Here is a 20825-nt window from a genome sequence, read left to right on the forward strand (position 1 = left end):
GCGGCTACGTTCGGGCCGGATCGGCAACGCAGCCGCCCGCCGCGTCGCGGGATCGCCGGCGGACCGCCGCCGCAAGGGAGTTCGACCATGAGCCTGTTCAGCTTCATCAAGGGTGTCGGCCGCGCCCTGAACGAGACGCATGTCGGCCTGGTCCGCGACCAGCCCGTGACCGCCGAGGCGCTGAAGGCCGAGCTGGCCCGCCTGCACCTGCCGGCCGAGGGCATCGGCATCGAGGTGGACGATGACAAGGTGATCCTGACCGGCAGGCCGAAGGACCCGGAGACGCGCGAGAAGATCGTGCTCGCGGTCGGCAACGTGCAGGGCGTCGCGCGCGTCGAGGACCGCATGGAGGCGAGCAAGGCGTCCGGCAACCTGCTCGACACGCTGAGCAGCTTCTCGCACCTGCCGGCCGGCTCGGCCGATCCGATCGCGGCGGGCAACACGGTGCATGCGGCGACGCCGCAGCGCGGGGTGGCGCAGGGCACCGGCGGCTCGCTGTTCTACACGGTGCACTCGGGTGACACGCTCTCCGCGATCGCGAAGCACTTCTACGGCGACGGCAACGCCTACATGCGCATCTTCGAGGCGAACCGGCCGATGCTGCACGATCCGAACCACATCTATCCCGGCCAGGTGCTGCGCATCCCGCCGAAGCCCTGAGCCGAGGCCCGCCTCGCGCCGCCCGGGAGCATGCCGGGCGGCGCGGGTTCACCTCTCGCGCCGCAGCTCGCTCTCGTGCCAGCGGCGCAGCAGCAGGCGCTGCAGCAGGCCGAGCGCCGCGAAGATCGCGATGCCGCTGGCCGAGATCAGCGCCAGCGCCGCGAACATGCGCGGGATGCGGAGCTGGAAGGACGCCTCCAGGATGCGGAAGGCGAGGCCGGAGCCGGCGCCGCCCGCGCCCGCCACGAACTCCGCCACCACCGCGCCGATCAGCGCGAGCCCGCCCGCGACGCGCAGCCCCGCCAGGAACCAGGGCAGCGCGGCCGGCACGCGCAGCAGCAGCAGCGACTGCCGGCGCGTGGCGCCGTAGAGGCGGAACAGGTCCTCCAGGTTGCGGTCGGCCGAGCGCAGGCCGGTCGCCGTGTTGGCGAGGATCGGGAAGAAGGCGACGATGGTGGCGCAGATCAGCAGCGAGGCCGTCACGTCGTCGGTCCAGATCAGGATCAGCGGCGCGATGGCGACCACGGGCGTCACCTGCAGCACCACGGCATAGGGGAACAGCGCCCGCTCCAGCCAGCGCGACTGCGCGAAGAGCAGCGCCAGCCCGGCGCCGGCCGCCGCCGAGATCAGCAGCGAGAGCAGCGCGATCCGCAGCGTGACCAGCAGCGAGGGGCCGAGCAGCGGCCAGTCCGCCACCAGCGCCGTGCCGATCGCGACGGGGCCGGGCAGGATCCAGGGCGGCACGGCGAGGGCGCGCACCAGCCCCTCCCAGAGAAGCAGCACGAGCAGGCCGACGGCGACGGGCGCGGCCTGCGCGGCGAGGCGGGCGGCGAGGGCCGTGCCGTCCGGGCGCGCGTCGGCGGTCCCGTCCTTCATGCGGGCGGGGCCGCCCGGGACAGGACCATTCGGGGCAGGGCCATGGCGCGCTCCAGCGCGGCCATCGCCTCGGCGCAATGCGCGGCGTAGCCGGGCGAGGTGCGGAAGCCCGGCGGGCGCGGCGGCGGCGGCGGGCGCAGCTCGGCGACGATGCGGCCCGGATGCGCGGCCATGACCAGGATGCGGGTGGAGAGGAAGACGCTCTCGAACACCGAATGCGTCACGAACACCACGGTGACGCCGGTTTCCGACCAGAGGGCGAGCAGGTCGTCGTTCAGCCGGTGGCGGGTGATCTCGTCGAGCGCCGCGAAGGGCTCGTCCATCAGCAGCAGGGCGGGGCGCGTCACCAGCGCGCGGGCGATCGAGACGCGCATGCGCATGCCGCCCGAGAGCTCGCGCGGCAGCGCCCGCTGGAAGCCGCCGAGCCCGACCGCTTCCAGCGCCGCCGCGGCGCGCGCCTCGCCCTCGCGCCGGCCGATGCCGGCGAGGCGCAGCGGCAGCCGGACGTTGCCGAGCGCGGTGGCCCAGGGCATCAGCGTCGGCTCCTGGAACACGAAGCCCATGCCGCCGGCGGCGAGGGCCGCGTCGCGACGCAGCGTGCCCTCGCTGGGCCGGTCGAGCCCGGCCAGCAGCCGCAGCAGCGTGGACTTGCCGCAGCCGGAAGGGCCGAGCAGCGACAGGAACTCGCCGCGCCGCACCGTGAGGTCGATGTCCGAAAGCGCCCGCGTGCCGCCGGGAAAGCGCCGTCCGACGCCGGACAGGACGAGCAGGGCGTCGTCCGGCTGGACCCCGCCCGGGATGGCGGCAGGCGGGGAGGCGGCCGGTTGTCCCGGGCCCGGCGCGGCAGCCTCCGGCCGCGTGCCGCCCGATCCTGCGCCGCCCGACCCTGCGCCGCCCGATCCCACACCGTCCGTCCCGGCGTGCCGCATTCCCGGTGCCGGCCCGTCCACGCTCAGCTCCGGCCGATGCCCCTGTTGACCAGCGACAGGTCGAAGGCGCGGCGCCAGTCGAGATCGGCCGGCAGCACGCCCACCGCGGCAACCGATCTGTGGAAGCCCTCCCAGCGCGCCTCGGTCATGGCGCCGATTCCCAGGGTCCGCGCGTCGCCGCCGCGCACGATGCCGGCCTCGTTCATCGCGCGCGTGCCGTAGGCGATCAGGTCCTCGCCCATCTCCGGGTTGTCGCGCCGGATGAGGGCGTTGGCGGCGGCCGTGTCGAAGCCGCCGGCCGGGCCCTTGAGGTACTGGTCCCAGCCGTGCATCGAGGCATCGACGAAGCGCGCGATCACCTCGCGCCGCCGCGCCAGCGTGTCGCGGCCGACGTTGATGGTGGTGCCGTAATTCTCGAAGCCCGCGTCGTGGATCAGCAGCGTCACCGGATCGACGCCCATCTGCCGCAGGGTGAAGGGCTCGGAGCCGAGATAGCCTTCCTGGATCAGCATGCGGTCGGCCAGGAAGGGCTGCATGTTGAAGGTGTAGGGGCGCACCTGCTCGTCGCGCAGCCCGTACTTCTGCCGCACGAAGGGCCACCAGGTGACGCGCGCCTGGGAGGCGATCAGCAGCGTGCGGCCGCGCAGCGATTCGAAGCCGGTGACGCCGGTGCCGGGATGCGCCATCAGCACCTGCATGTCCTTCTGGAACACGGCGGCGACGCACAGGAAGGGCATGTTCTCGCGCACGAGGTTCAGCGCCTCCATGCCGTTCGACATCGCCATGTCCACCCGCCCGCCGATCAGGAGCTGGGTCGGGTTGAGCTGCGGCCCGCCGGCGCGCAACTCCACATCCAGCCCGGCGGCGCGGTAGAGGCCCGCGGCCTGCGCCTGGTAGAAGCCGCCATGCTCGGCCTGGGCGCGCCAGTTGGTCATGAAGCTGACCTTGTCGAGCGCCTGCGCGCGCGGGGCGGCACCCGGCACGGGCAGCAGCAGCGGCGCGCCGGCCCCGAGCAGCCCGAGCGCGGCACGGCGCGAGACACGGTAGCGCATCCAGCCCTTCTCCCTGACGGCGATGTGACGCGAAGGGTCCGGCATGCGTCGCCGCGGCGCAAGAGCGGTCTGGCGCGGGAGGGGCGCGGCGGGGCGCTGGCGCCGCCGCCATGACTTCGCGCAGAATGGTGCGCCGACGGAGAGCGGGACGGGGAGAGCGGAATGGAACTGAGGCGCGCCGGATCACGGCCCTCGGGCAAGGGGCCGGCCGAGTACTTCACCGGTGCCGTCCGTGTCGATCCGCTGTTCGAGGCCGCCGAGCCGGCGCGGGTCGTCGGGGCGCACGTCACCTTCGAGCCCGGCGCCCGCACCGCCTGGCACCGGCATCCGCTCGGCCAGACGGTGATCGTCACCGCCGGCTGCGGCTGGGCGCAGCGGGAAGGCGGCCCGGTGGAGGAGATCAGGCCGGGTGACGTGGTGTGGTTCCCGCCGGGCGAGAAGCACTGGCACGGCGCCACGGCGACCACGGGCATGAGCCACATCGCCGTCCAGGAGAAGCTGGACGGCAGCACCGTCGAGTGGCTGGAGAAGGTCTCCGACGAGCAGTACCGGGCCTGACGGACGGCCCGGCGGACGGGCGGCGGAACCGACCCGCCGCCTGCCGGGCCAAGTGCCGGGAACAGGACCCTCCCGCCGGAAACCGCTCCCGGCGGAGGTCGTGGTCAGTGCGTCGTGACGTCCCCGCGACGGAGCGGCCGCCAGTGTTGCGGCGCCACCTCGCGGCCCGTCGCCTCGTCCAGCCAGACCAGTTCGTCGAGGATCATGGTCCTCGGCTGCTGACGCCGCGACACCTCCCGCCGGGTCAGGACGGCGACGTGCCCGGCCTGGGCGTCATCCTCGATCAGGATGCGGCTGCCCTCGATGACGGGAAGACCGGTCGTCGCGTCTTGCTTGTTCATTGTTCGCCCTCGATCGCTGATGCCGCCACCTGTCACGCATCCGGCCCTGCGGACGGATCGCCCGAGCGCTGCGCCGGGAGTGCCCGGACGGGCGTCGCCCCAGGGTACTGCCCAAGCGTACTGCCCAGGGGTGTCGCCCAGCGGGCATGACGGGAACGGGAAAGCCAAACGGCGGGGAGGGGAAGGGGGTTCCCGAAGCATCGGGAAGCGCATCGAAACGACGCCCCGCGGCACGGGGCCCGGCAGCATGGGGCCCCGCGGCACGGGGCCAGGCGGCGCGGGGCCAGCGGCGCCGGCGCGAATGCGCGCGCCGGGAGGCCCCGGCGCGTGCCGCACACGGGGCAGGGCCGGGAAAACCCGGCCCGCGCCCGCCGCTACACGTCGAGGTTGGCGACCTTCAGCGCGTTGCCGACGATGAACTCGCGCCGCGGCTCCACCACGTCGCCCATCAGCGTGGAGAAGACCTGCTCGGCATCCTCCACATCCTCCACCCGCACCTGGAGCTGCGTGCGGATGGCGGGATCGAGCGTGGTCTTCCAGAGCTGCTCCGGGTTCATCTCGCCCAGCCCCTTGAAGCGCTGGATGGCGAGGCCCTTGCGGCCCTGCGCCAGGATGCGCTCGAAGGCCATCAGCGGGCCGCGCACCGGGTGCGCCGTGCCGTCCAGGCGCAGAGTCGCGGCGCCGTCGCCGTTCGCCGCGTCGTAGGTGGCGCCGAACGCCTCGCGGCGCTCCTCCAGCCAGCGCGCCTCGGCGCTGCGCAGCGCGGCGGCGTCCAGCGCGTAGCGTTCGGTCACGCCGCGCACGAGGCGGCGGACGCTGAGTCCCTCGGCGCCGAGCGAGACCTTCCAGCCGCGCTCGGCCGGCAGGGATTGCGCGTCGAGCCGGTTCTGCAGCGCCTGCTCCACCGCCGGGCCGCGCTCGGCATCGGGCGTCAGCGCGCCGACGACGGCCGCCTGCTCCAGGATCCAGGCCGGCATCACGGAGGCCATGCGGCGGATGCGCGAGGCGGCCTGGCGCATCGCCTCCACCTCGGCGCGCAGCGCCTCGCCGGTATGCCCGGCGTCGCCTGCCTCCTGGCCCCCGGCGACGAAGGCGGCGCCGGCCAGGGCCTTCTCCAGCAGGTAGTCCTCCAGCGCGCGGTCGTCCTTGAGGTAGCGCTCCTCGTTGCCGCGCTTGGCGCGGTAGAGCGGCGGCTGGGCGATGTAGAGGTGGCCGCGCTCGATCAGCTCCGGCATCTGGCGGAAGAAGAAGGTCAGCAGCAGGGTGCGGATGTGCGAGCCGTCCACGTCCGCGTCCGTCATGATGACGATGCGGTGGTAGCGCAGGTTGTCGGCCGAGAAGCCGCCCTTGTCGGTCTCGCCGCGGCCGATGCCGGTGCCGAGCGCCGTGATCAGCGTGCCGATCTCGGCCGAGCCCAGCATGCGGTCGAGCCGCGCGCGCTCCACGTTCAGGATCTTGCCCTTGAGCGGCAGGATCGCCTGGAAGCGGCGGTCGCGGCCCTGCTTGGCGGAGCCGCCGGCCGAGTCACCCTCGACGATGAACAGCTCGGACTTCGCCGGGTCCTTCTCCTGGCAGTCGGCGAGCTTGCCGGGCAGCGAGGAGATGTCGAGCACGCCCTTGCGCCCGACCTTCTCGCGCGCGAGCTGCGCCGCCTTGCGGGCCGCGGCCGAGAGCACGACCTGATCCAGCACGAGGCGCGCTTCCTTCGGGTGCGTCTCGAACCAGTGGCCGAGCGCGTCCGCCACGGCGGCCTGCACCACCGGCTGCACCTCGGAGGAGACCAGCTTGTCCTTGGTCTGCGAGGAGAATTTCGGGTCCGGCACCTTGACCGAGACGACCGCGGTCAGCCCCTCGCGCATGTCCTCGCCGGCGAGCTCGACCTTCTCCTTCTTCGCGAGATCCTCGGCGTATTTCGCGACGACGCGGGTCAGCGCCTGGCGGAAGCCGGCCTGGTGCGTGCCGCCGTCGCGCTGCGGGATGTTGTTGGTGAAGCACAGCGCCACCTCGCGCGGGCTGTTGTTCCACCACATCGCGATCTCGACCTGGATGCCGTCGGCCGCGACCTTGGAGACGGCGGCGATGGGCGGCTTGAACAGCGGCTCCTTGCCCTGGTCGAGCCACTCCACGAAGGCGGTCAGCCCGCCCTTGAAGCAGAACTCCACCGCCTGCGGCTCGACGTGCCGGTCGTCGCGCAGGGTGATGGCGAGGCCGGAATTGAGGAAGGCCAGCTCGCGCAGCCGGCGCTCCAGGATGGCGAACTCGTACTCGGTCCGCGTGAAGGTGCCGGAGGAGGGCTTGAACGTCACCTGCGTGCCGTTCGGTTCGGCGGAGGGGCCGACCACCTCCAGCGGCCGCACCGTCTCGCCGTGCTCGAAGCGGATGAAGTGCTCCAGCCCGTTGCGCCAGATGCGCACCTCCATCCACTCGGACAGCGCGTTCACCACGGCGGCGCCCACGCCGTGCAGGCCGCCCGAGACCTTGTAGGAATTCTGGTTGAATTTGCCGCCCGCGTGCAACCGCGTCAGCACGACCTCGGCGGCCGAGACGCCCTCCTCGACGTGGATGTCGGTCGGGATGCCGCGGCCGTCGTCGCGGACGGAGACGGAGCCGTCGCCGTTCAGCACCACGTCGCAGCGCGTGGCGTAGCCGGCCTGGGCCTCGTCCACGGCGTTGTCGATGATCTCGAAGGCCATGTGGTGCAGGCCGGAGCCGTCATCGGTGTCGCCGATGTACATGCCGGGCCGCTTGCGGACGGCTTCGAGCCCCCGCAGCACGGTGATGGAAGCGCTGTCGTAGGCCTCGTTGGACGCGGCGGTGGGCGACGCAGCGGCGGGCGTTGCGGCGTTGGAGGCGGAGTCGGCGCGCGCAGCGGCGTCGGTCATGCCGGAGGAAGGCTCCTGAACCTGTCGGAATTGCTTCGGAAATATAGGTATTCAGGCCGCTTTCGGCACGGGGAAATGCGGGTCCGGAACAACTTTCCCGCCCTCCACCCGGAACCCCTCCGCCAGCCCCGCGAGGGGCGCGAAAAGCGCCGGGTCGGTACCCGTCAGGAAGGCCTGCGCCGGCAGCGCCGACAGGGCCGCGAACAGCGCCTCGCGCCTTGCCGCGTCGAGATGGGCGGCGATCTCGTCGAGCAGCAGCAGCGGCGCGAAGCCGCGCTGCGTCCCCATCAGCGCCGCATGCGCCAGCACCATCGCCACCAGCAGCGCCTTCTGCTCGCCGGTGGAGCAGAGCGACGCGGGCACGCCCTTGCCGGCATGCGTCAGCAGCATGTCGCAGCGATGCGCCCCCGACAGCGCGGCGCCGGCCGCCGCGTCGCGCGGGCGGGCGAGGGCGAGGTCGGCGCGCAGCCGGTCCTCGACGGCCAGGGCCGGCTCGCGGTCCAGCGCCTCGGCGATGCCGCAGGCGAGGCCGAGGCGCGCGGCCGGGAAGGCCCCCACCACGCCGCCCTCCAGCAGCGCGTTGAGCTGCGCCACCACCGCCCGCCGCGCCGCCGTGGCGGCGACGCCGTGCCGGGCCATCGCATCCTCCAGCGCCGCCAGCCAGGCATTGTCGCCGCGCCGCTCGGCCAGCAGCCGGTTGCGCTGGCTCATCGCCTGGTCGTGCGCCGCCACCTCGCGCGCATGGCCGGGCTCCAGCGCCCAGACCAGCCGGTCGAGGAAGCGGCGGCGGCCGGAAAGCCCCTCCTGGAACAGCCGGTCCATCTGCGGCGTCAGCCAGACCATGGCGACGCGCTCGGCCAGCTCGGCCTGGGAACGGACCGGGTTGCCGTCCAGCCGGAACACGCGCCGGTCGGGGGCATTGCCGGGCGAGCCGCCGCCGGAGGTGCCGGCGGGCGGCGTCCCGGTGCCGATCTCGCTCTCGCCCCCCGGCCCCTCGAAGCGGCCCGCCACGGCCCAGGCGGCACCGCCCGCCGGGTCGTGCCGCGCCAGCTCCGCCACCCGCGCCCCGCGCAGGCCGCGCCCGGGGGCGAGCAGGCTGATCGCCTCCAGCAGGTTGGTCTTGCCCGCGCCGTTCTCGCCGCTCACCAGCACGATGCGCCCGGACACCGGCCAGCTCGCCTCGGCGTAGGAACGGAAGTCGTGCAGCAGCAGTCGGGTGAGTCGGAGCGGCGGGGCGGGGGGCACCGAGGGGAGATAGGGCTTTTCCGCGCCGCGCGGTATGGCCTGCCGGCTGGTCAGGCAGGCGGGGCGGTCGGGACCGGCCATGCCGGCCGGCGGGCCGCCCCGCCGCGGCGGGTTACGCCGCGGCCTTCTCGCGCGCCACGGTCTGCACCACCTCGAACCCCTCGAATTCCGGGTGGCCGAGGTACAGGGCGCGGTTGTCGCCGGCGTTGCGGTGGGCCATGCGGAACGCCTCCGAGCGGGTCCAGTCCTCGAAGGCGGCGCGGTCGCGCCAGATGGTATGCGAGGCGAACAGGGTGTGGTCCTCGCGCTCCGGGCCGCGCAGCAGGTGGAATTCCACGAAGCCCGGCACCGCGTGCAGATGCGTGTCGCGCGAGGCCCAGAGATGCTCGAACGCCGCCTCCTGGCCCCTGGCGACGCGGAAGCGGTTCATGGCGATGAACATGGCGGCTGGTCCTCCTGGTCGGAACGATACGGGTCGGAACGATCCTGGCACCGCGCGGCGAGGGCGAACACCCTCAGCGCGCTGGCCAATGGCAAGGTGGGGTCGGAACGGTCGGCATCCACCGCGGCGACCAGCGCGGCGAGGCTGCGGCCGCGCCGCAACGCCTCGGCCTCCAGCACCCGCCAGAAGGGCGGCTCCAGCGCCACGGAGGTGCGGTGCCCGGCGAGGCTGAAGGAACGCTTGGCCAGGTGGGTGCCGGTCATCGGGAAGGTCGGCCCGGCGAAGGCGGCTCAGCCACCGCCCTCCAGCGTCATCCCCGGCACCACCATCTCCTCGGGCCGCACCCAGCGGTCGAAATCCTCCGGCGTGACATAGCCGAGCTGCGCCGCCGCCTCCTTCAGCGTCAGGTTCTCGGCCAGCGCCTTCTTGCCGATCCGCACCGCCTTGTCGTAGCCGATATGCGGGTTCAGCGCCGTCACCAGCATCAGCGAATTGGCGAGGTTCTGCGCGATCCGCTCGCGGTTCGGCGCCAGCTTCTCCACCATGTTCACGGCGAAGCTCTCGGCCGCGTCCGCCAGCAGCGAGACCGATTCCAGCACGGCGTGGATGATCACCGGCTTGAACACGTTGAGCTCCAGGTAGCTCTGCGCGCCCGCCACCGTGACGGTGGTGTTGTTGCCGATCACCCGGGCGCAGACCATGGTCAGCGCCTCGGCCTGGGTCGGGTTGGTCTTGCCCGGCATGATCGAGGAGGAGAGCCCGTCCGCCGGCACGATCAGCTCCGCGATGCCCGAGCGCGGGCCGGAGCCGAGCAGGCGGATGTCGTTGCCGAGCTTGTTCAGCGAGACGGCGATGACGTTGAGCTGGCCCGAAAGCTCCACCAGCGCGTCATGCGCGCCCATCCCCTCGAACTTGTTCGGGTTGGGCGCGAAGGCGAGGCCGGTGCGCTCGGCGACGATGCGGCAGAACACCGTGTCGAGGTCCGGATGCCGGTTCAGCCCGGTGCCGACCGCGGTGCCGCCCTGCGGCAGCAGCAGCAGGCGCGGCATGGTGTCGCGCAGCCGCGCCTGGCCCAGCTCCACCTGCCGCGCCCAGGCGCCGAATTCCTGGCCCAGCGTCATCGGCACCGCGTCCATCATGTGGGTGCGGCCGACCTTGATGATGTCGTTCCATTCCTCCGCGCGCCGCCACAGCGCGGCGTGCAGGCGGCCGAGGGCCGGGATCAGGCGGCCCTCCACCGCCTCGGCGGCCGCGATGTGCATCACGGTCGGGAAATTGTCGTTGGAGGACTGGCCGCGGTTGACGTGGTCGTTCGGGTGCACCGGCTTGCGGCTGCCGAGCGGCTGGCCGAGGATCTCGTTGGCGCGGTTCGCGATCACCTCGTTGGCGTTCATGTTGGTCTGGGTGCCGGAGCCGGTCTGCCAGACCGGCAGCGGGAAGTCGGCGTCGCGCTTGCCGTCCGCCACCTCCTGCGCCGCCTGCCGGATCGGCTCGGCGAGTTCCTGCGGCAGCTCGCCCAGCGCGGCATTGGCCTCGGCGCAGGCCAGCTTGTGCAGGCCGACGGCGCGGATCAGCAGGGGCGGGAAGCGCTGGTCGCCGATGCGGAACAATTGCCGGGCGCGCTCGGTCTGCGGGCCCCAGTAGCGGTCGGCGGGGATGTCGATGGTGCCGAGACTGTCCGTCTCGGTGCGGGTGGCGTCGGCCATGCGGCCCTCCTCCTGTGCTGCCGGCACCGCCTGCGCACCCCTGACCCCGTGCTGCCGGAATCGACCCGGCTTGCCGCGACACGCCGCGCGGGGCGGGAGTCGGGCGGGCAGGATAGGACGGTCGGCGGGCGGTTGCAGCCCCGGACACGACGTGGACAGGCCACCGGCGCGGTTCCGCCGGGGCCGCAACCCCCGGGCCAGAACGGGTGGGGAAGAAAGGGGTTGCCGTCGGGGGCGTCCTGTCGGGGAAGGCGCTGCCTGCCCCGGACCCCATCCGGCAGGAGGGCGAAGCCCTCCTGCACCTCTATTCGTTTTGGTCCCGGGTGTCGAAACACCTCGGACGCCGCTCCCGAAACGGGGTTTCCAAGGGGGCTTCGCCCCTTGGTGGGAGAGTGCAGAGAGGGCAACGCCCTCTTTGCCGGGGTCCGGAGCAGCGCCCCGAAATCACCCCGCCGGCCGCACCCCCGCGCGCGCCACCACGTCCCGCCAGCGGGCAAGCTGGGCGTTCTGGAACGCCGTGAATGCGTCGCCCCGCAGCGGGCGTATCTCGAACCCGACCCGCTCCAGCCGCTCCCGCCCCGGCTCCGTCTCCACTGCCCGCACGGCCGCCGCCGCCAACGTGTCGCGCAGCGGCGCGGGCAGGCCGGGCGGGCCGTAGAGGGCGATCCAGCTCGACACGTCGATGCCGGGCCAGCCGCTCTCGGCCAGGGTCGGCACCTCCGGCAAGGCGCGGGAGCGGTAGGCGCTGGTGACGGCCAGCGCCCGCAGCGCGCCGTCGCGGATCTGCCCCAGCACCGCCGGCATGTTCTCGAAGATGAGCTGGATGTCGCCGGCGCGCAGCGAAACGATCGAGGTGTTGGCGCCCTGGCCGGGGATGTGGGTCAGCCGCGTGCCCGTCTCCAGCGCGAACAGCTCCGCCGTCATGTGGTTGGAGGCGCCTGTGCCGGAGGAGCCGAAATTCAGCTCGCCCGGCCGCGCCTTCGCCGCCGCCACCAGCTCCGAGACGCTGTGCCAGGGCGAGGCCGGGTTGACCACCAGCACGTTCACGAACTCGGCAAGGCGGGCGACCGGCGTGAAGTCGCGCGGGATGTCGAACGGGTAGTTGGGCGTCACGGCGGGCGGCAGGACGTGGCTGCCGAAGCCGCCGATCAGCAGCGTCTCGCCGTCCGGTCGCGCGCGCTTCGCCTCGGCCATGCCGATCTGGCCGCTGGCACCGGGCTTGTTCTCCACCACGGCGGGCCACCCCTCGCGGTCGCGGCAGCCATCGGCGACGACGCGGCCGACGAGGTCGGTGACGCCGCCGGGCGGGTAGGGGACGATCACCCGGATCGGGTGAGTCGGCGCGAAGCCTCCCGCCTGGGCTTGGCCTTGGGTTGGGGCCAGGGCCTGGGCGCGGGCCGCGGGGGCGGCGAGCAGCCCGGCGGCGAGCAGCGCGGCGCGTCGCGGAAGGCGCGTCATCATGGGCCTCACTCAGTCGCTGAGCTGGAGGTTGGCATCGCGCACCACGCCGCGCCAGCGCGCCACCTCGGCGCTCTGGAAGGCGGCGAATTCGGCATCCGGCCGGAAGGCGGGCTCGAAGCCGGCGGCGCGCAGCCGGTCGCGGGCGGAATCAGTGGCGGCGATGCGGCGCAGCTCGGTCACGACCCGCTCGCGCAGCGGCGGCGGCATGCCGGGCGGGCCGTAGAGGCCGATCCAGCTCGTCACGCTGAAATCGGGCAGGCCGGCCTCCTGCATGGTCGGCACGTCCGGCAGGGCCGGGGTGCGGTAGGGGCTGGTGACGGCCAGCGCGCGCAGTGCGCCGGCGCGGATGGCGCCGGCGACGGTGGGCAGGTTCTCGAACGCCACCTGCACGTCGCCGCGCTGGAGCAGCACCAGCGTGTTGCCGGCCTGGCCGAGCGGCACGCCGACGATCTCCGTGCCGGTGCGCAACCTGAACAGCTCGGCCGTCATCTGGTTGGAGGCGCCGACGCTGGTGTAGGGGTAGTTCATCGCGCCGGGATGCGCCTTCGCCTCGGCGATGAAGGCCTGCACGTCGCGCGCCTGCACCTGCGGCGAGACCACCATGACGTTGACGAACTCGGCCATGATGGCGAGGGCGGTGAAGTCGTGGTCCACGTCGAACGGGTAGCGGTTGATGACGGCGGGCGGCAGGCCGTGGCTGCCGAGGCCGCCCACCAGCAGCGTGGCGCCGTCCGGCGGCGCGCGGCGCAGCAGGTCGAGCCCGATGGTGGCGTTGGCGCCGGGCCGGTTCTCGACGACGACCACCGTGCCATGCTCGGCGCGCAGCCCATCGGCCACGATGCGCGCCACGAGGTCGGTGACGCGGCCGGCGGGGAAGGGGACGATGATCCGCACCTCGCGCGGCGGCCAGGGCGCCGCATCCTGCGCGGCAGCGGCGCGCGACAGGAAGGGCAGCAGGGCCGGGGCGGCGAGCAGGGCACGGCGGCGCATGGAAACGCGCCTCACAGGAAGACCGTCAGGTTCTTGGCCTGGAGCACGTTCTGGTCGAGCCTTATCTCGCGACGGCGCAGCTTCCAGCCCGTGCCGTCGCGCACCAGCGTGTCGAGCCGCTTGCCGATCAGCAGCATCTCCTCGTCCTGCAGCCGGTTGCGGTAGACCAGGAAGCGGCAGCGCACCTCCACTGTCTCGGCATGCCGCGCCTCCGGCACCGCCGAGAGGATCTCGACATTGGTCACCATGTGGCAGACACGCGAGACCGGCTCCTCGGCCCAGTGGATGCCGGTCTCGATCTGCTCGACGCGCTGGGTGAGCGTCTCCTTGCCTTCGTCGAACCAGGCGAGGTCCTGGCCCTGGCGCGTGTACTCCTCGCCGAGCCGGTCCCGGCGCATGTTGCGCGCGAGCGGGGCGAAGTAGCGGATGCCGTCGTCGAGGATCGCCAGCCAGTCGCGGTAGCGGCGCTCGTCCAGCATCGCCGCCTCCGCGTAGAGGAATTGCTCGACGCTGCGGGCCAGCAGCAGCCCGGCGAGGCCCTCGTCCAGCTCAGCCAGCATCTTCCGTCTCCCGCGCGGGCTCGGGCATCGGCACGTATTCGGCGGCCGGCGGGGTCCACGGGTCGCCGCGCATGAAGTCGGACCAGCGGCTGTAGTAGGCGCGGGCGTTCTCCTCGGTGACCTCGCCGTTCTCCACGGCGCCGCGCAGGCCGGGGACGGGGCGGGCATGGCCCATGCCCATCTGGTAGTTGTAGCGCTGCCGCCGCGCGATCGGGCCGCGGCTGGCCTCCGTCGCGTAGGACCAGTTCTCCAGGTCGTCGGACTCGGTCATGCCGGCGGGGCCCGAGTAGCGCAGGAAGTAGTGGCGCGCCGCATCGTTCACCGCCGCCGGCGCATCGGCGTCGATCAGGCAGAAGCGCCACATCTCCATCTCGGTGGGCGAGATGGGGTGCGCCACGGCGATGGTGCGCGGCTGGCGGCCGTGGAAGCTCATGTTGGGGAAGATGGTGCCGACGCTCATCGTCACGCGCGGCCGCTCGCCGAGCAGCGCGACACGGCGCTCGTGGACCTGACGGAAGTACTCCTCGACTTCCGGGTACTTCTTCCAGGCGGGCACGTAGGGCGGCTCGCTGGTGTGTGGCGGCTCGCCGATCAGCCCGTGGCCGAGGCCGGGGAAGCAGATGGTGGTGCGCGGCCGCAGGTTGTCGCGTCGCCCGCGCCCGCCGGAAGGGCCGATGCCCACGAGATCCACCGAGCGGTGGCTGATGTCGTGGTACATGTCGCCGATGAAGTTCTCCGGCGCGAACTTCCAGTTGGCGTTGACACGCCATTTCTGCACGCCCTCGACCACCACCGAGCCGCCTGGCGAGCCGTCGCGTCCGTCCAGCGCGAAGTCGAGATAGAGCCGCATGTCGCCGAGATAGTCGGTCAGCTCCACCGCGTCCGGGTCCCAGCTCGCCCAGACCGTGCCCTTGTAGAGCGCCACGCGCGGCGCCCGCACCAGCCCCCAGTCGTCGCGCTTCAGCTCGCCGTGGTAGGCGCGGTCGAAATGCGGCACGCCGACCAGCGCGCCAGGCGTCGCGGCCAGCTTGCCGTCCGTCGCGAAGCTCCAGCCGTGATAGGGGCAGGTGAAGACGCGCGTGTTGCCCTGGTCGTAGCGGCAGACCTTCATGCCGCGATGCGTGCAGGAGTTGAGCAGCACGTGCACCTGCCCGCCGCGGTCGCGCGTCAGCACCACGGATTCCGTGCCCATGCGGGAGACGAAGAAGTCGTCCGGCTTCGGGATCAGGCTCTCATGGCCGACGAACAGCCAGGCGCGGGTGAAGATCCGTTCCTGCTCGGCCTCGAACACGGCCTGATCGACGAAGATCCCGCGCGCCACGGTGCCGCCGGCGCGGTCCACCAGCGCATCGACGTCCAGGGAATCGGCGTTGCCCGCCATGATCCGCACTCCTCGATCGCGTTCGTTGCGCGACGGCGTCCCTGGCGGGGACGTTGACACGCGGTATGCTGAGCGTCAACGACCGGAGGCAGGCATGAGCGAACCGCTGAACCTCGTCGAGATCGCGCCCGGCACGGCGCTGCGCCTGCGCGACGGGCGCGTGGTGATCGTGGTGGACAACCCGGCGGACGGGATGTGGCTGTTCTGCCGCGAGGAGGGCGGGACGGCGGAGGAGCCGGTGGCGGCGAGCGACATCGCCGGGCTGGCGGCGCCGCGCTGAAGCCGGGCGGGCATCGGGGCGCCGCCCCGGGCCTCGGCAGAGAGGGCGCCGCCCTCTCCGCACGCTCCCAGCAAGGGGCGAAGCCCCCCTGGATCCCCCGTCCGGAAGAGAGGTCCCGGGTGTTTCAACACCCGGGACCCGTACGGATAGAGGTGCAGGAGGGCCTCGCCCTCCTGCCGGGATGGGTCCGGGAAGGGCAGAGCCCTTCCCGGTGCCCCGAGGTCAGCCGCCTACCCCCGTGCCACGTTGGTCAGCAGCGGCAGCCCCGTCAGCACGCCGGTCAGGTCGCGCCGGTACGCGGTGGGCTGGGTGAACTGCCCCACCGGCACGTAGGGCACCTCCTCGAAGACCGCGAGCTGCATCTCGCGCGCGAGGCGCTGCTGGGTCGCGAGGTCGGGCGCGGTGAACCACTGGTCGCGCAGCGCCTCGATGCGCGGGCTGGTGGGCCAGCCGTTCCAGGCGCGCAGCCCGTTGCCGCGCAGCGCCTGGTGCCCGGCGGGCGAACTGAAGTCGAGCCCGCCCCAGTAGGTGGCGAACAGGCTCCAGCCGCCCTGGTCCACGGGCTGGCGGTTGGCGTTGCGCTGGACCACCGTGCCCCAGTCGGTCGCCACGTAGTCGAGGTTGAAGCCGAGCTGGCGCAGCATCTCGCCCGCCACCTCGCACACGGCATTGATGCGCGGCACGTCGGTGCCGGCCAGCAGCACGGTGCGCTCGCCGTTGTAGCCGGCGGCCGCCAGCTCGCGCTTCAGCGCGGCGGGGTCGTGCTTGCCGCTCAGCACCGACATCCCGGCGTCGCTGGCCATGGGCGAGCCGGGGGTGAACACGCCCACATTGTCGCGCCAGATCGAGCGGTCGGCGCCCGCCACCGCCTCCATGAAATCCGCCTGCCGCACCGCCTTGAGCACGACGCGGCGTATCTCCGGCCGGTTGAAGGGCGGCTGCAGGTGGTTGAAGCGCAGCACGCCGATCAGCCCGTTGGTCTCGACCGGGCGCACCACGATGTTGCGGTCGCGCCTGAGCAGGGGCAGCAGGTCGATCGAGGGCTGCTCCACCCAGTCCACCTCGCCGTTGCGCAGCGCGCCGGCGGCGGTCGCGGCGTCCGGGATGGTCTGCCACTCCACCCGCTCGAAACGGGCGAGGCGCGGGCCGGCGGTGAAGCTCGGCGTGCCGTCGGGGCGCGGCACGTAGCCCTCGAAGCGGGCATAGACGGCGCGGGCGCCGGGCACGCGCTCGCCGGCCACGAAGCGGAACGGGCCGCTGCCGACCAGCTCCGGCACCTGCCGCGTCGGCTCGGTCCGCGCCAGGCGCTCGGGCATGATGACCGGCAGGTAGGAGGTGGGCTTGCCCAGCGCGTTGGGCAGCAGCGGGAAGGCACGCTTCAGGCGGAAGCGGATGGTGCGGTCGTCGGGCGCGGCAAGCTCGTCGGTCGCGGCCATCAGCGCGTCGCCGAACGGGTCGCGCTTGGCCCAGCGTTCCAGGCTCGCCACCACGTCGCGCGCCAGCACCGGCGTGCCGTCGTGGAAGCGCAGCCCCTCGCGCAGCGTCAGGGTCCAGCGCTTCCCGTCATCCTCGACGCGGTGCCCCTCGACCATCTGTGGCCGCGGCGCGCCGTTCTCGTCGAGGCCGTAGAGCGTGTCGAACACCATCAGCGCGTGGGTGCGCGTGACATAGGCCGAGGTGACGATCGGGTCGATCAGCGCGAGGTCGGCGTAGGGCACGAAGCGCAGCGTGCCGGCGGCGCCGCTGCCCTGGCTGCCCCCCTGGGCACGGGCGAGGCGCGGGGCGGCCAGGGGCGAGGCGAGCGTGGCGGTGCTGCCGAGCAGCAGGTGGCGTCGTTGCAAGGCGAGGACTCCCGGCGGAGGGCTGGCGGTGCAGCCAGGCGTGGCCGGGAGTTAGCAATGCGCGTGCCAGGGGCGGTATCTCGTCCGCCCCGCCGGCGCGGCGGCTCAGCCCGAGTAGCTCGACAGCTCGATCAGGTTGCCGTCCGGGTCGCGGCAGTAGACCGAGGTGAAGGGCCCGAGCGCGCCGGTGCGCGGCACCGGCCCGATCTCGATCGACACGCCGCATTCGCGCAGATGCGCCGCCACGTCCTCGGCCAGCACGGTGGCGACGAAGCACAGATCGGCGGTGCCGGGGCCGGGGGCGGCCGCATGCGGCTTCAGCTCCTCGCCCTGCTGGTGCAGGTTGATCTTCTGGCCGCCGAATTTCAGCGCGGTGCGCTTGTTGTCCGGCCCGAAGCTTTCCCGCTCCATGCCCAGCACGCGCTGGTACCAGGAGGCGGTCACCTCCAGGTCGCGGCAGGTCAGCACCAGGTGGTCGAGCCGGTCGACGGCGAAGCGCATGCATCCACTCTCCGAAGGGGGCGTCGGTTGCCCGGGGGCGGCGACTGCCCGTGTGTCAGCGGTCGCCGGCACGCCGGCGCAGCCGGGCGGTGACCTCGATCTCGATCCGCATCTCCGGCGTCTGCAACCCGGCCACGATCATGGTGGAGGCGGGCCGCGCCGCGCCGAGATGCCGCTTCACCACGGGCCAGCAGGGCGGCCAGTCCGCGCGGTCGGGCAGGACGAACAGGGCGCGCACCACGTCGTCGAGCCCCGTCCCGGCCTCGGCCAGCACCGCCTCGATGTTGCGGAAGGCCTGCGCGCACTGCGCCTCCACCTCGGGCGCGATGGTCATGGTGGCGTAGTCGTAGCCGGTGGTGCCGGAGACGAACACGAAGTCCCCGTCCACCACGGCGCGGGAGTAGCCGATCTCCGCCTCGAAGCGGCTGCCGGATGAAAGCAGGCGTCGGGGCATCGTGGATCGCATCCCTCTGGTTCGGCGCCCACGGGCCCGCGCGGGAGCCATGGTCGCGGCGTGGGGGGGGGGCGGCCGGCGGCGGCCTGCCGCCCGGCCGGCGCGGGCTACTCCAGCCCGTCGTAGAAGTCGTTGCCCTTGTCGTCCACGACGATGAAGGCCGGGAAGTCCTCGACCTCGATCTTCCAGACCGCCTCCATGCCGAGCTCCGGGTACTCCAGCACCTCGACCTTGCGGATGCAGTCCTGCGCCAGCCGCGCCGCCGGCCCGCCGACCGAGCCGAGGTAGAAGCCGCCGTTGCGCTGGCAGGACTGCGTCACCGCCTTGGAGCGGTTGCCCTTGGCCAGCATGACGAGGCTGCCGCCATTGGCCTGGAACTCGGCGACGTAGCTGTCCATGCGCCCCGCCGTGGTGGGGCCGAAGGAGCCGGTGGCATAGCCCTCGGGCGTCTTGGCCGGGCCGGCATAGTAGACCGGGTGGTTCCTGATGTAGTCCGGCATCCCCTCGCCGCGGTCCAGCCGCTCCTTCAGCTTGGCGTGGGCGATGTCGCGTGCCACCACCATGGTGCCGGTGAGCGCGACGCGCGTCTTGACCGGGTACTGCGAGAGCTGGGCGCGGATCTCGTCCATCGGCTTCGAGAGGTCGATCTTCACCACCTCGCCGCCCAGGATCTCGTCCGTGTGCTCGGGCAGGTACTTCGCCGGGTCGTGCTCCAGCTCCTCCAGGAACACGCCCTCGGGCGTGATCTTGGCCTTGATCTGCCGGTCGGCCGAGCAGGAGACGCCGATGCCGATCGGCAGGCTGGCGCCGTGGCGCGGCAGGCGGATCACGCGGACATCGTGGCAGAAGTACTTGCCGCCGAACTGCGCGCCGATGCCGATGTTCTGCGTGAGCTTGTGGATCTCCTGCTCCAGCGCCACGTCGCGGAAGGCGTGGCCGGACTTGTCGCCGGTGGTCGGCAGCGCGTCGAGGTAGCGCGTCGAGGCGAGCTTGACGGTCTTGAGGCAGGTCTCGGCCGAGGTGCCGCCGATCACGATGGCCAGGTGGTAGGGCGGGCAGGCGGAGGTGCCGAGGGTGCGGATCTTCTCCTGCAGGAAGGCCAGCAGCTTGTCGGTGTTCAGCACCGCGCGGGTCTGCTGGTAGAGGAAGGTCTTGTTCGCGCTGCCGCCGCCCTTGGCGACGAACATCAGGCTGAACTCCTCGTCGTGGTGCCCGCCCGGCGAGGCGTAGAGGTCGAACTGCACGGGCATGTTGTTGCCCGTGTTGACCTCCTCGAACATCGAGAGCGGCGCCATCTGCGAGTAGCGCAGGTTGGTCTCGGTGTAGGTGCGCGCGACGCCGCGCGAGAGCGCCTCCTCCTCGTCGCCCTCGACCCAGACGCGCTGGCCCTTCTTGCCGAACACGATGGCGGTGCCGGTGTCCTGGCACATGGGCAGCACGCCGCCCGCCGCGATGTTGGCGTTCTTCAGCAGGTCGAGCGCCACGAAGCGGTCGTTCGCGCTGGCCTCGGGATCGTCGAGGATCTTGCGGAGCTGCGCGAGATGGCCGGGGCGCAGCAGGTGGGAGACGTCGCGGAAGGCCTGGAAGGCCAGCTCGGCCAGGGCCTCGGACGTGACCTTGACCACCGTCTTGCCGTCGCAGCCCGCGGTGGAGACACCGAGGATGTCGAGCTTGCGGTAGGGGGTGGTGTCCTCGCCCAGCGGGAACATCGTGCTGAATCGGAAGCTGTCGGAGCGGCGCTCCACCGGCATGCCGACGTCGACGTCAAGGGGAGGGGTCACGGCGGTTCTCCGCGGGCTGAGGCGAACGGGGGGCGGCGATCGGTCACGCGGGCCCGGCACCGCGTCGCTCCGCATATGGGAGCATCCAGCGCGGATTACCGCAGCGGCGCGCGCAAGCCAACTCATGGCGCGGCCGGGGCGGGCCCGGGCGGGAGCGGGGGCCCCGGCGGCGGGTGAGGAAGGCGCGGCGGGCCCGGGGCAAGGAGGGCGGCCCGCCGGATGGCCGGGAGGGCCGGCTCACTCCCGCGGCGGGCGGCGCCGGAAGGCGTCGAGGCTGACGACCTGCGCCGGGGCCTCGGCCTGGGCGGACGGGTCGGCGGCGGGCGAGGCCTCGTCGGCCGGCGCCTCGGGCGGCGCTTCCGGCGCCGGGGCCTCGGCCGGCGGCGCGTCCTCGGGCTGGAAGCGCAGGCCGTAGCGCACCTGCGGGTCGGCGAAGGCGGCGAGGGCGGCGAAGGGGACGGTCAGCGCGGAGGGCACGCCGCCGAAGGAGAGCCCCACCGAGAACAGCCCGGCGGCGCGGTCCACCTTCAGGTCCCAGAAGCGGTGCTGCAGGACGATGGTCATCTCCTGCGGGTAGCGCGCCCGCAGGTGGCCGGGGACGACCACGCCGGGATGGTCGGTGCGGAAGGTGAGATAGAAGTGGTGCTCGCCGGGCAGCCCGTTGGCGGCGGTGTACTCGAGGGCACGCACGACGACCTCGCGCAGCGCCTCCTCGGTCCAGCGTTCGTAGGGCAGCAGGCTGTCGACCTGCGGCGCGTCGTCGGTCATGTGGCTCGTCCCTACGCCAGCATAGGGTGGCGCGTCACCGGGTGGAAGCAGCACCTGGCATCGCGGACCGGCGGGGCGGTCCTGCCGGGTGGGCGGGCGCGCCGATATAGGGAAACC

Annotated in this window: 21 protein-coding genes; 3 read left to right on the forward strand and 18 right to left on the reverse strand. The window is 72.8% G+C overall.

Going from position 1 to position 20825, the window contains the following annotated elements; all coding sequences use genetic code 11:
- The first annotated feature begins 87 nt into the window (after positions 1 to 87).
- Positions 88 to 660 (forward strand): LysM and BON domain-containing protein, encoded by a 573-nt coding sequence (locus tag M0638_RS28730; RefSeq protein WP_282571806.1) that lies wholly within the window; start codon positions 88 to 90, stop codon positions 658 to 660.
- Positions 661 to 708: 48 nt separating this feature from the next.
- Here M0638_RS28730 and M0638_RS03355 read toward each other — a convergent pair whose 3' ends face one another.
- From M0638_RS03355 to M0638_RS03365, 3 genes are all read right to left on the reverse strand, one after another.
- Entirely contained in the window at positions 709 to 1536 is an 828-nt protein-coding gene (locus M0638_RS03355; RefSeq protein WP_248665541.1) for an ABC transporter permease, read from the reverse strand.
- Complete coding sequence (locus M0638_RS03360; RefSeq protein ID WP_282571813.1) at positions 1533 to 2306, reverse strand: ABC transporter ATP-binding protein; 774 nt, start codon at positions 2304 to 2306, stop codon at positions 1533 to 1535. The genes M0638_RS03355 and M0638_RS03360 overlap by 4 nt, the downstream gene beginning before the upstream one ends.
- A 182-nt stretch (positions 2307 to 2488) precedes the next feature.
- Entirely contained in the window at positions 2489 to 3517 is a 1029-nt protein-coding gene (locus M0638_RS03365; RefSeq protein WP_248665543.1) for an ABC transporter substrate-binding protein, read from the reverse strand.
- Positions 3518 to 3679: 162 nt separating this feature from the next.
- Between M0638_RS03365 and M0638_RS03370 the strand changes: the two genes are divergently transcribed.
- Positions 3680 to 4075: a (R)-mandelonitrile lyase gene (locus tag M0638_RS03370; RefSeq protein ID WP_248665544.1), complete on the forward strand. Its 396-nt coding sequence runs from the start codon at positions 3680 to 3682 to the stop codon at positions 4073 to 4075.
- A gap of 104 nt (positions 4076 to 4179) precedes the next feature.
- On the opposite strand, the gene M0638_RS03375 is transcribed toward M0638_RS03370, so the two are convergent.
- The 10 genes from M0638_RS03375 to M0638_RS03420 all read right to left on the reverse strand — a co-directional run bounded on the left by M0638_RS03375 (position 4180) and on the right by M0638_RS03420 (position 15083).
- Positions 4180 to 4416 carry a hypothetical protein gene (locus M0638_RS03375; protein ID WP_248665545.1) on the reverse strand — a complete coding sequence of 79 codons (237 nt, stop codon included), beginning with the start codon at positions 4414 to 4416 and terminating at the stop codon, positions 4180 to 4182.
- Positions 4417 to 4790: 374 nt separating this feature from the next.
- Positions 4791 to 7298, reverse strand: coding sequence for a DNA topoisomerase (ATP-hydrolyzing) subunit B (gyrB, locus tag M0638_RS03380; protein ID WP_248665546.1), 2508 nt, complete (start codon positions 7296 to 7298; stop codon positions 4791 to 4793).
- 51 nt (positions 7299 to 7349) lie between these two features.
- Complete coding sequence (gene recF, locus M0638_RS03385; protein WP_248665547.1) at positions 7350 to 8624, reverse strand: DNA replication/repair protein RecF; 1275 nt, start codon at positions 8622 to 8624, stop codon at positions 7350 to 7352.
- A 31-nt stretch (positions 8625 to 8655) separates the two neighbouring features.
- Complete coding sequence (locus M0638_RS03390; RefSeq protein WP_248665548.1) at positions 8656 to 8985, reverse strand: antibiotic biosynthesis monooxygenase family protein; 330 nt, start codon at positions 8983 to 8985, stop codon at positions 8656 to 8658.
- Positions 8970 to 9248 (reverse strand): ribbon-helix-helix domain-containing protein, encoded by a 279-nt coding sequence (locus M0638_RS03395; protein WP_248665549.1) that lies wholly within the window; start codon positions 9246 to 9248, stop codon positions 8970 to 8972. Before M0638_RS03395 ends, M0638_RS03390 begins: the two co-directional genes overlap by 16 nt.
- Positions 9249 to 9275: 27 nt before the next feature.
- Positions 9276 to 10691, reverse strand: coding sequence for a class II fumarate hydratase (locus M0638_RS03400; RefSeq protein WP_248665550.1), 1416 nt, complete (start codon positions 10689 to 10691; stop codon positions 9276 to 9278).
- Between the two features lie 444 nt (positions 10692 to 11135).
- Positions 11136 to 12152 (reverse strand): Bug family tripartite tricarboxylate transporter substrate binding protein, encoded by a 1017-nt coding sequence (locus tag M0638_RS03405; protein ID WP_248665551.1) that lies wholly within the window; start codon positions 12150 to 12152, stop codon positions 11136 to 11138.
- Between the two features lie 9 nt (positions 12153 to 12161).
- Positions 12162 to 13142: a Bug family tripartite tricarboxylate transporter substrate binding protein gene (locus tag M0638_RS03410; protein ID WP_248665552.1), complete on the reverse strand. Its 981-nt coding sequence runs from the start codon at positions 13140 to 13142 to the stop codon at positions 12162 to 12164.
- 11 nt (positions 13143 to 13153) lie between these two features.
- Entirely contained in the window at positions 13154 to 13702 is a 549-nt protein-coding gene (locus M0638_RS03415; protein WP_248665553.1) for a 3-phenylpropionate/cinnamic acid dioxygenase subunit beta, read from the reverse strand.
- Complete coding sequence (locus M0638_RS03420) at positions 13692 to 15083, reverse strand: aromatic ring-hydroxylating oxygenase subunit alpha (RefSeq protein ID WP_248665554.1); 1392 nt, start codon at positions 15081 to 15083, stop codon at positions 13692 to 13694. Before M0638_RS03420 ends, M0638_RS03415 begins: the two co-directional genes overlap by 11 nt.
- A 94-nt stretch (positions 15084 to 15177) precedes the next feature.
- Here M0638_RS03420 and M0638_RS03425 point away from each other — a divergent pair, with 94 nt between their 5' ends.
- Positions 15178 to 15363 carry a hypothetical protein gene (locus M0638_RS03425; protein ID WP_248665555.1) on the forward strand — a complete coding sequence of 62 codons (186 nt, stop codon included), beginning with the start codon at positions 15178 to 15180 and terminating at the stop codon, positions 15361 to 15363.
- 230 nt (positions 15364 to 15593) lie between these two features.
- Here the strand turns inward: M0638_RS03425 and M0638_RS03430 are convergent, their stop codons facing one another.
- The 5 genes from M0638_RS03430 to M0638_RS03450 form a co-directional block, all read right to left on the reverse strand.
- Positions 15594 to 17204: an ABC transporter substrate-binding protein gene (locus tag M0638_RS03430; RefSeq protein WP_248665556.1), complete on the reverse strand. Its 1611-nt coding sequence runs from the start codon at positions 17202 to 17204 to the stop codon at positions 15594 to 15596.
- Positions 17205 to 17309: 105 nt separating this feature from the next.
- Positions 17310 to 17705 (reverse strand): VOC family protein, encoded by a 396-nt coding sequence (locus M0638_RS03435; protein ID WP_248665557.1) that lies wholly within the window; start codon positions 17703 to 17705, stop codon positions 17310 to 17312.
- A 55-nt stretch (positions 17706 to 17760) separates the two neighbouring features.
- Entirely contained in the window at positions 17761 to 18159 is a 399-nt protein-coding gene (locus M0638_RS03440) for a RidA family protein (RefSeq protein ID WP_248665558.1), read from the reverse strand.
- A gap of 107 nt (positions 18160 to 18266) precedes the next feature.
- Positions 18267 to 19910 (reverse strand): fumarate hydratase, encoded by a 1644-nt coding sequence (locus M0638_RS03445; RefSeq protein WP_282571814.1) that lies wholly within the window; start codon positions 19908 to 19910, stop codon positions 18267 to 18269.
- A 267-nt stretch (positions 19911 to 20177) separates the two neighbouring features.
- Complete coding sequence (locus M0638_RS03450; RefSeq protein ID WP_248665559.1) at positions 20178 to 20708, reverse strand: SspB family protein; 531 nt, start codon at positions 20706 to 20708, stop codon at positions 20178 to 20180.
- Positions 20709 to 20825: the final 117 nt, after the last annotated feature.

It is taken from the genome of Roseomonas acroporae (genome assembly GCF_023223525.1).
In the GTDB taxonomy this organism is placed as follows: Bacteria; Pseudomonadota; Alphaproteobacteria; order Acetobacterales; family Acetobacteraceae; genus Roseomonas_E; species Roseomonas_E acroporae.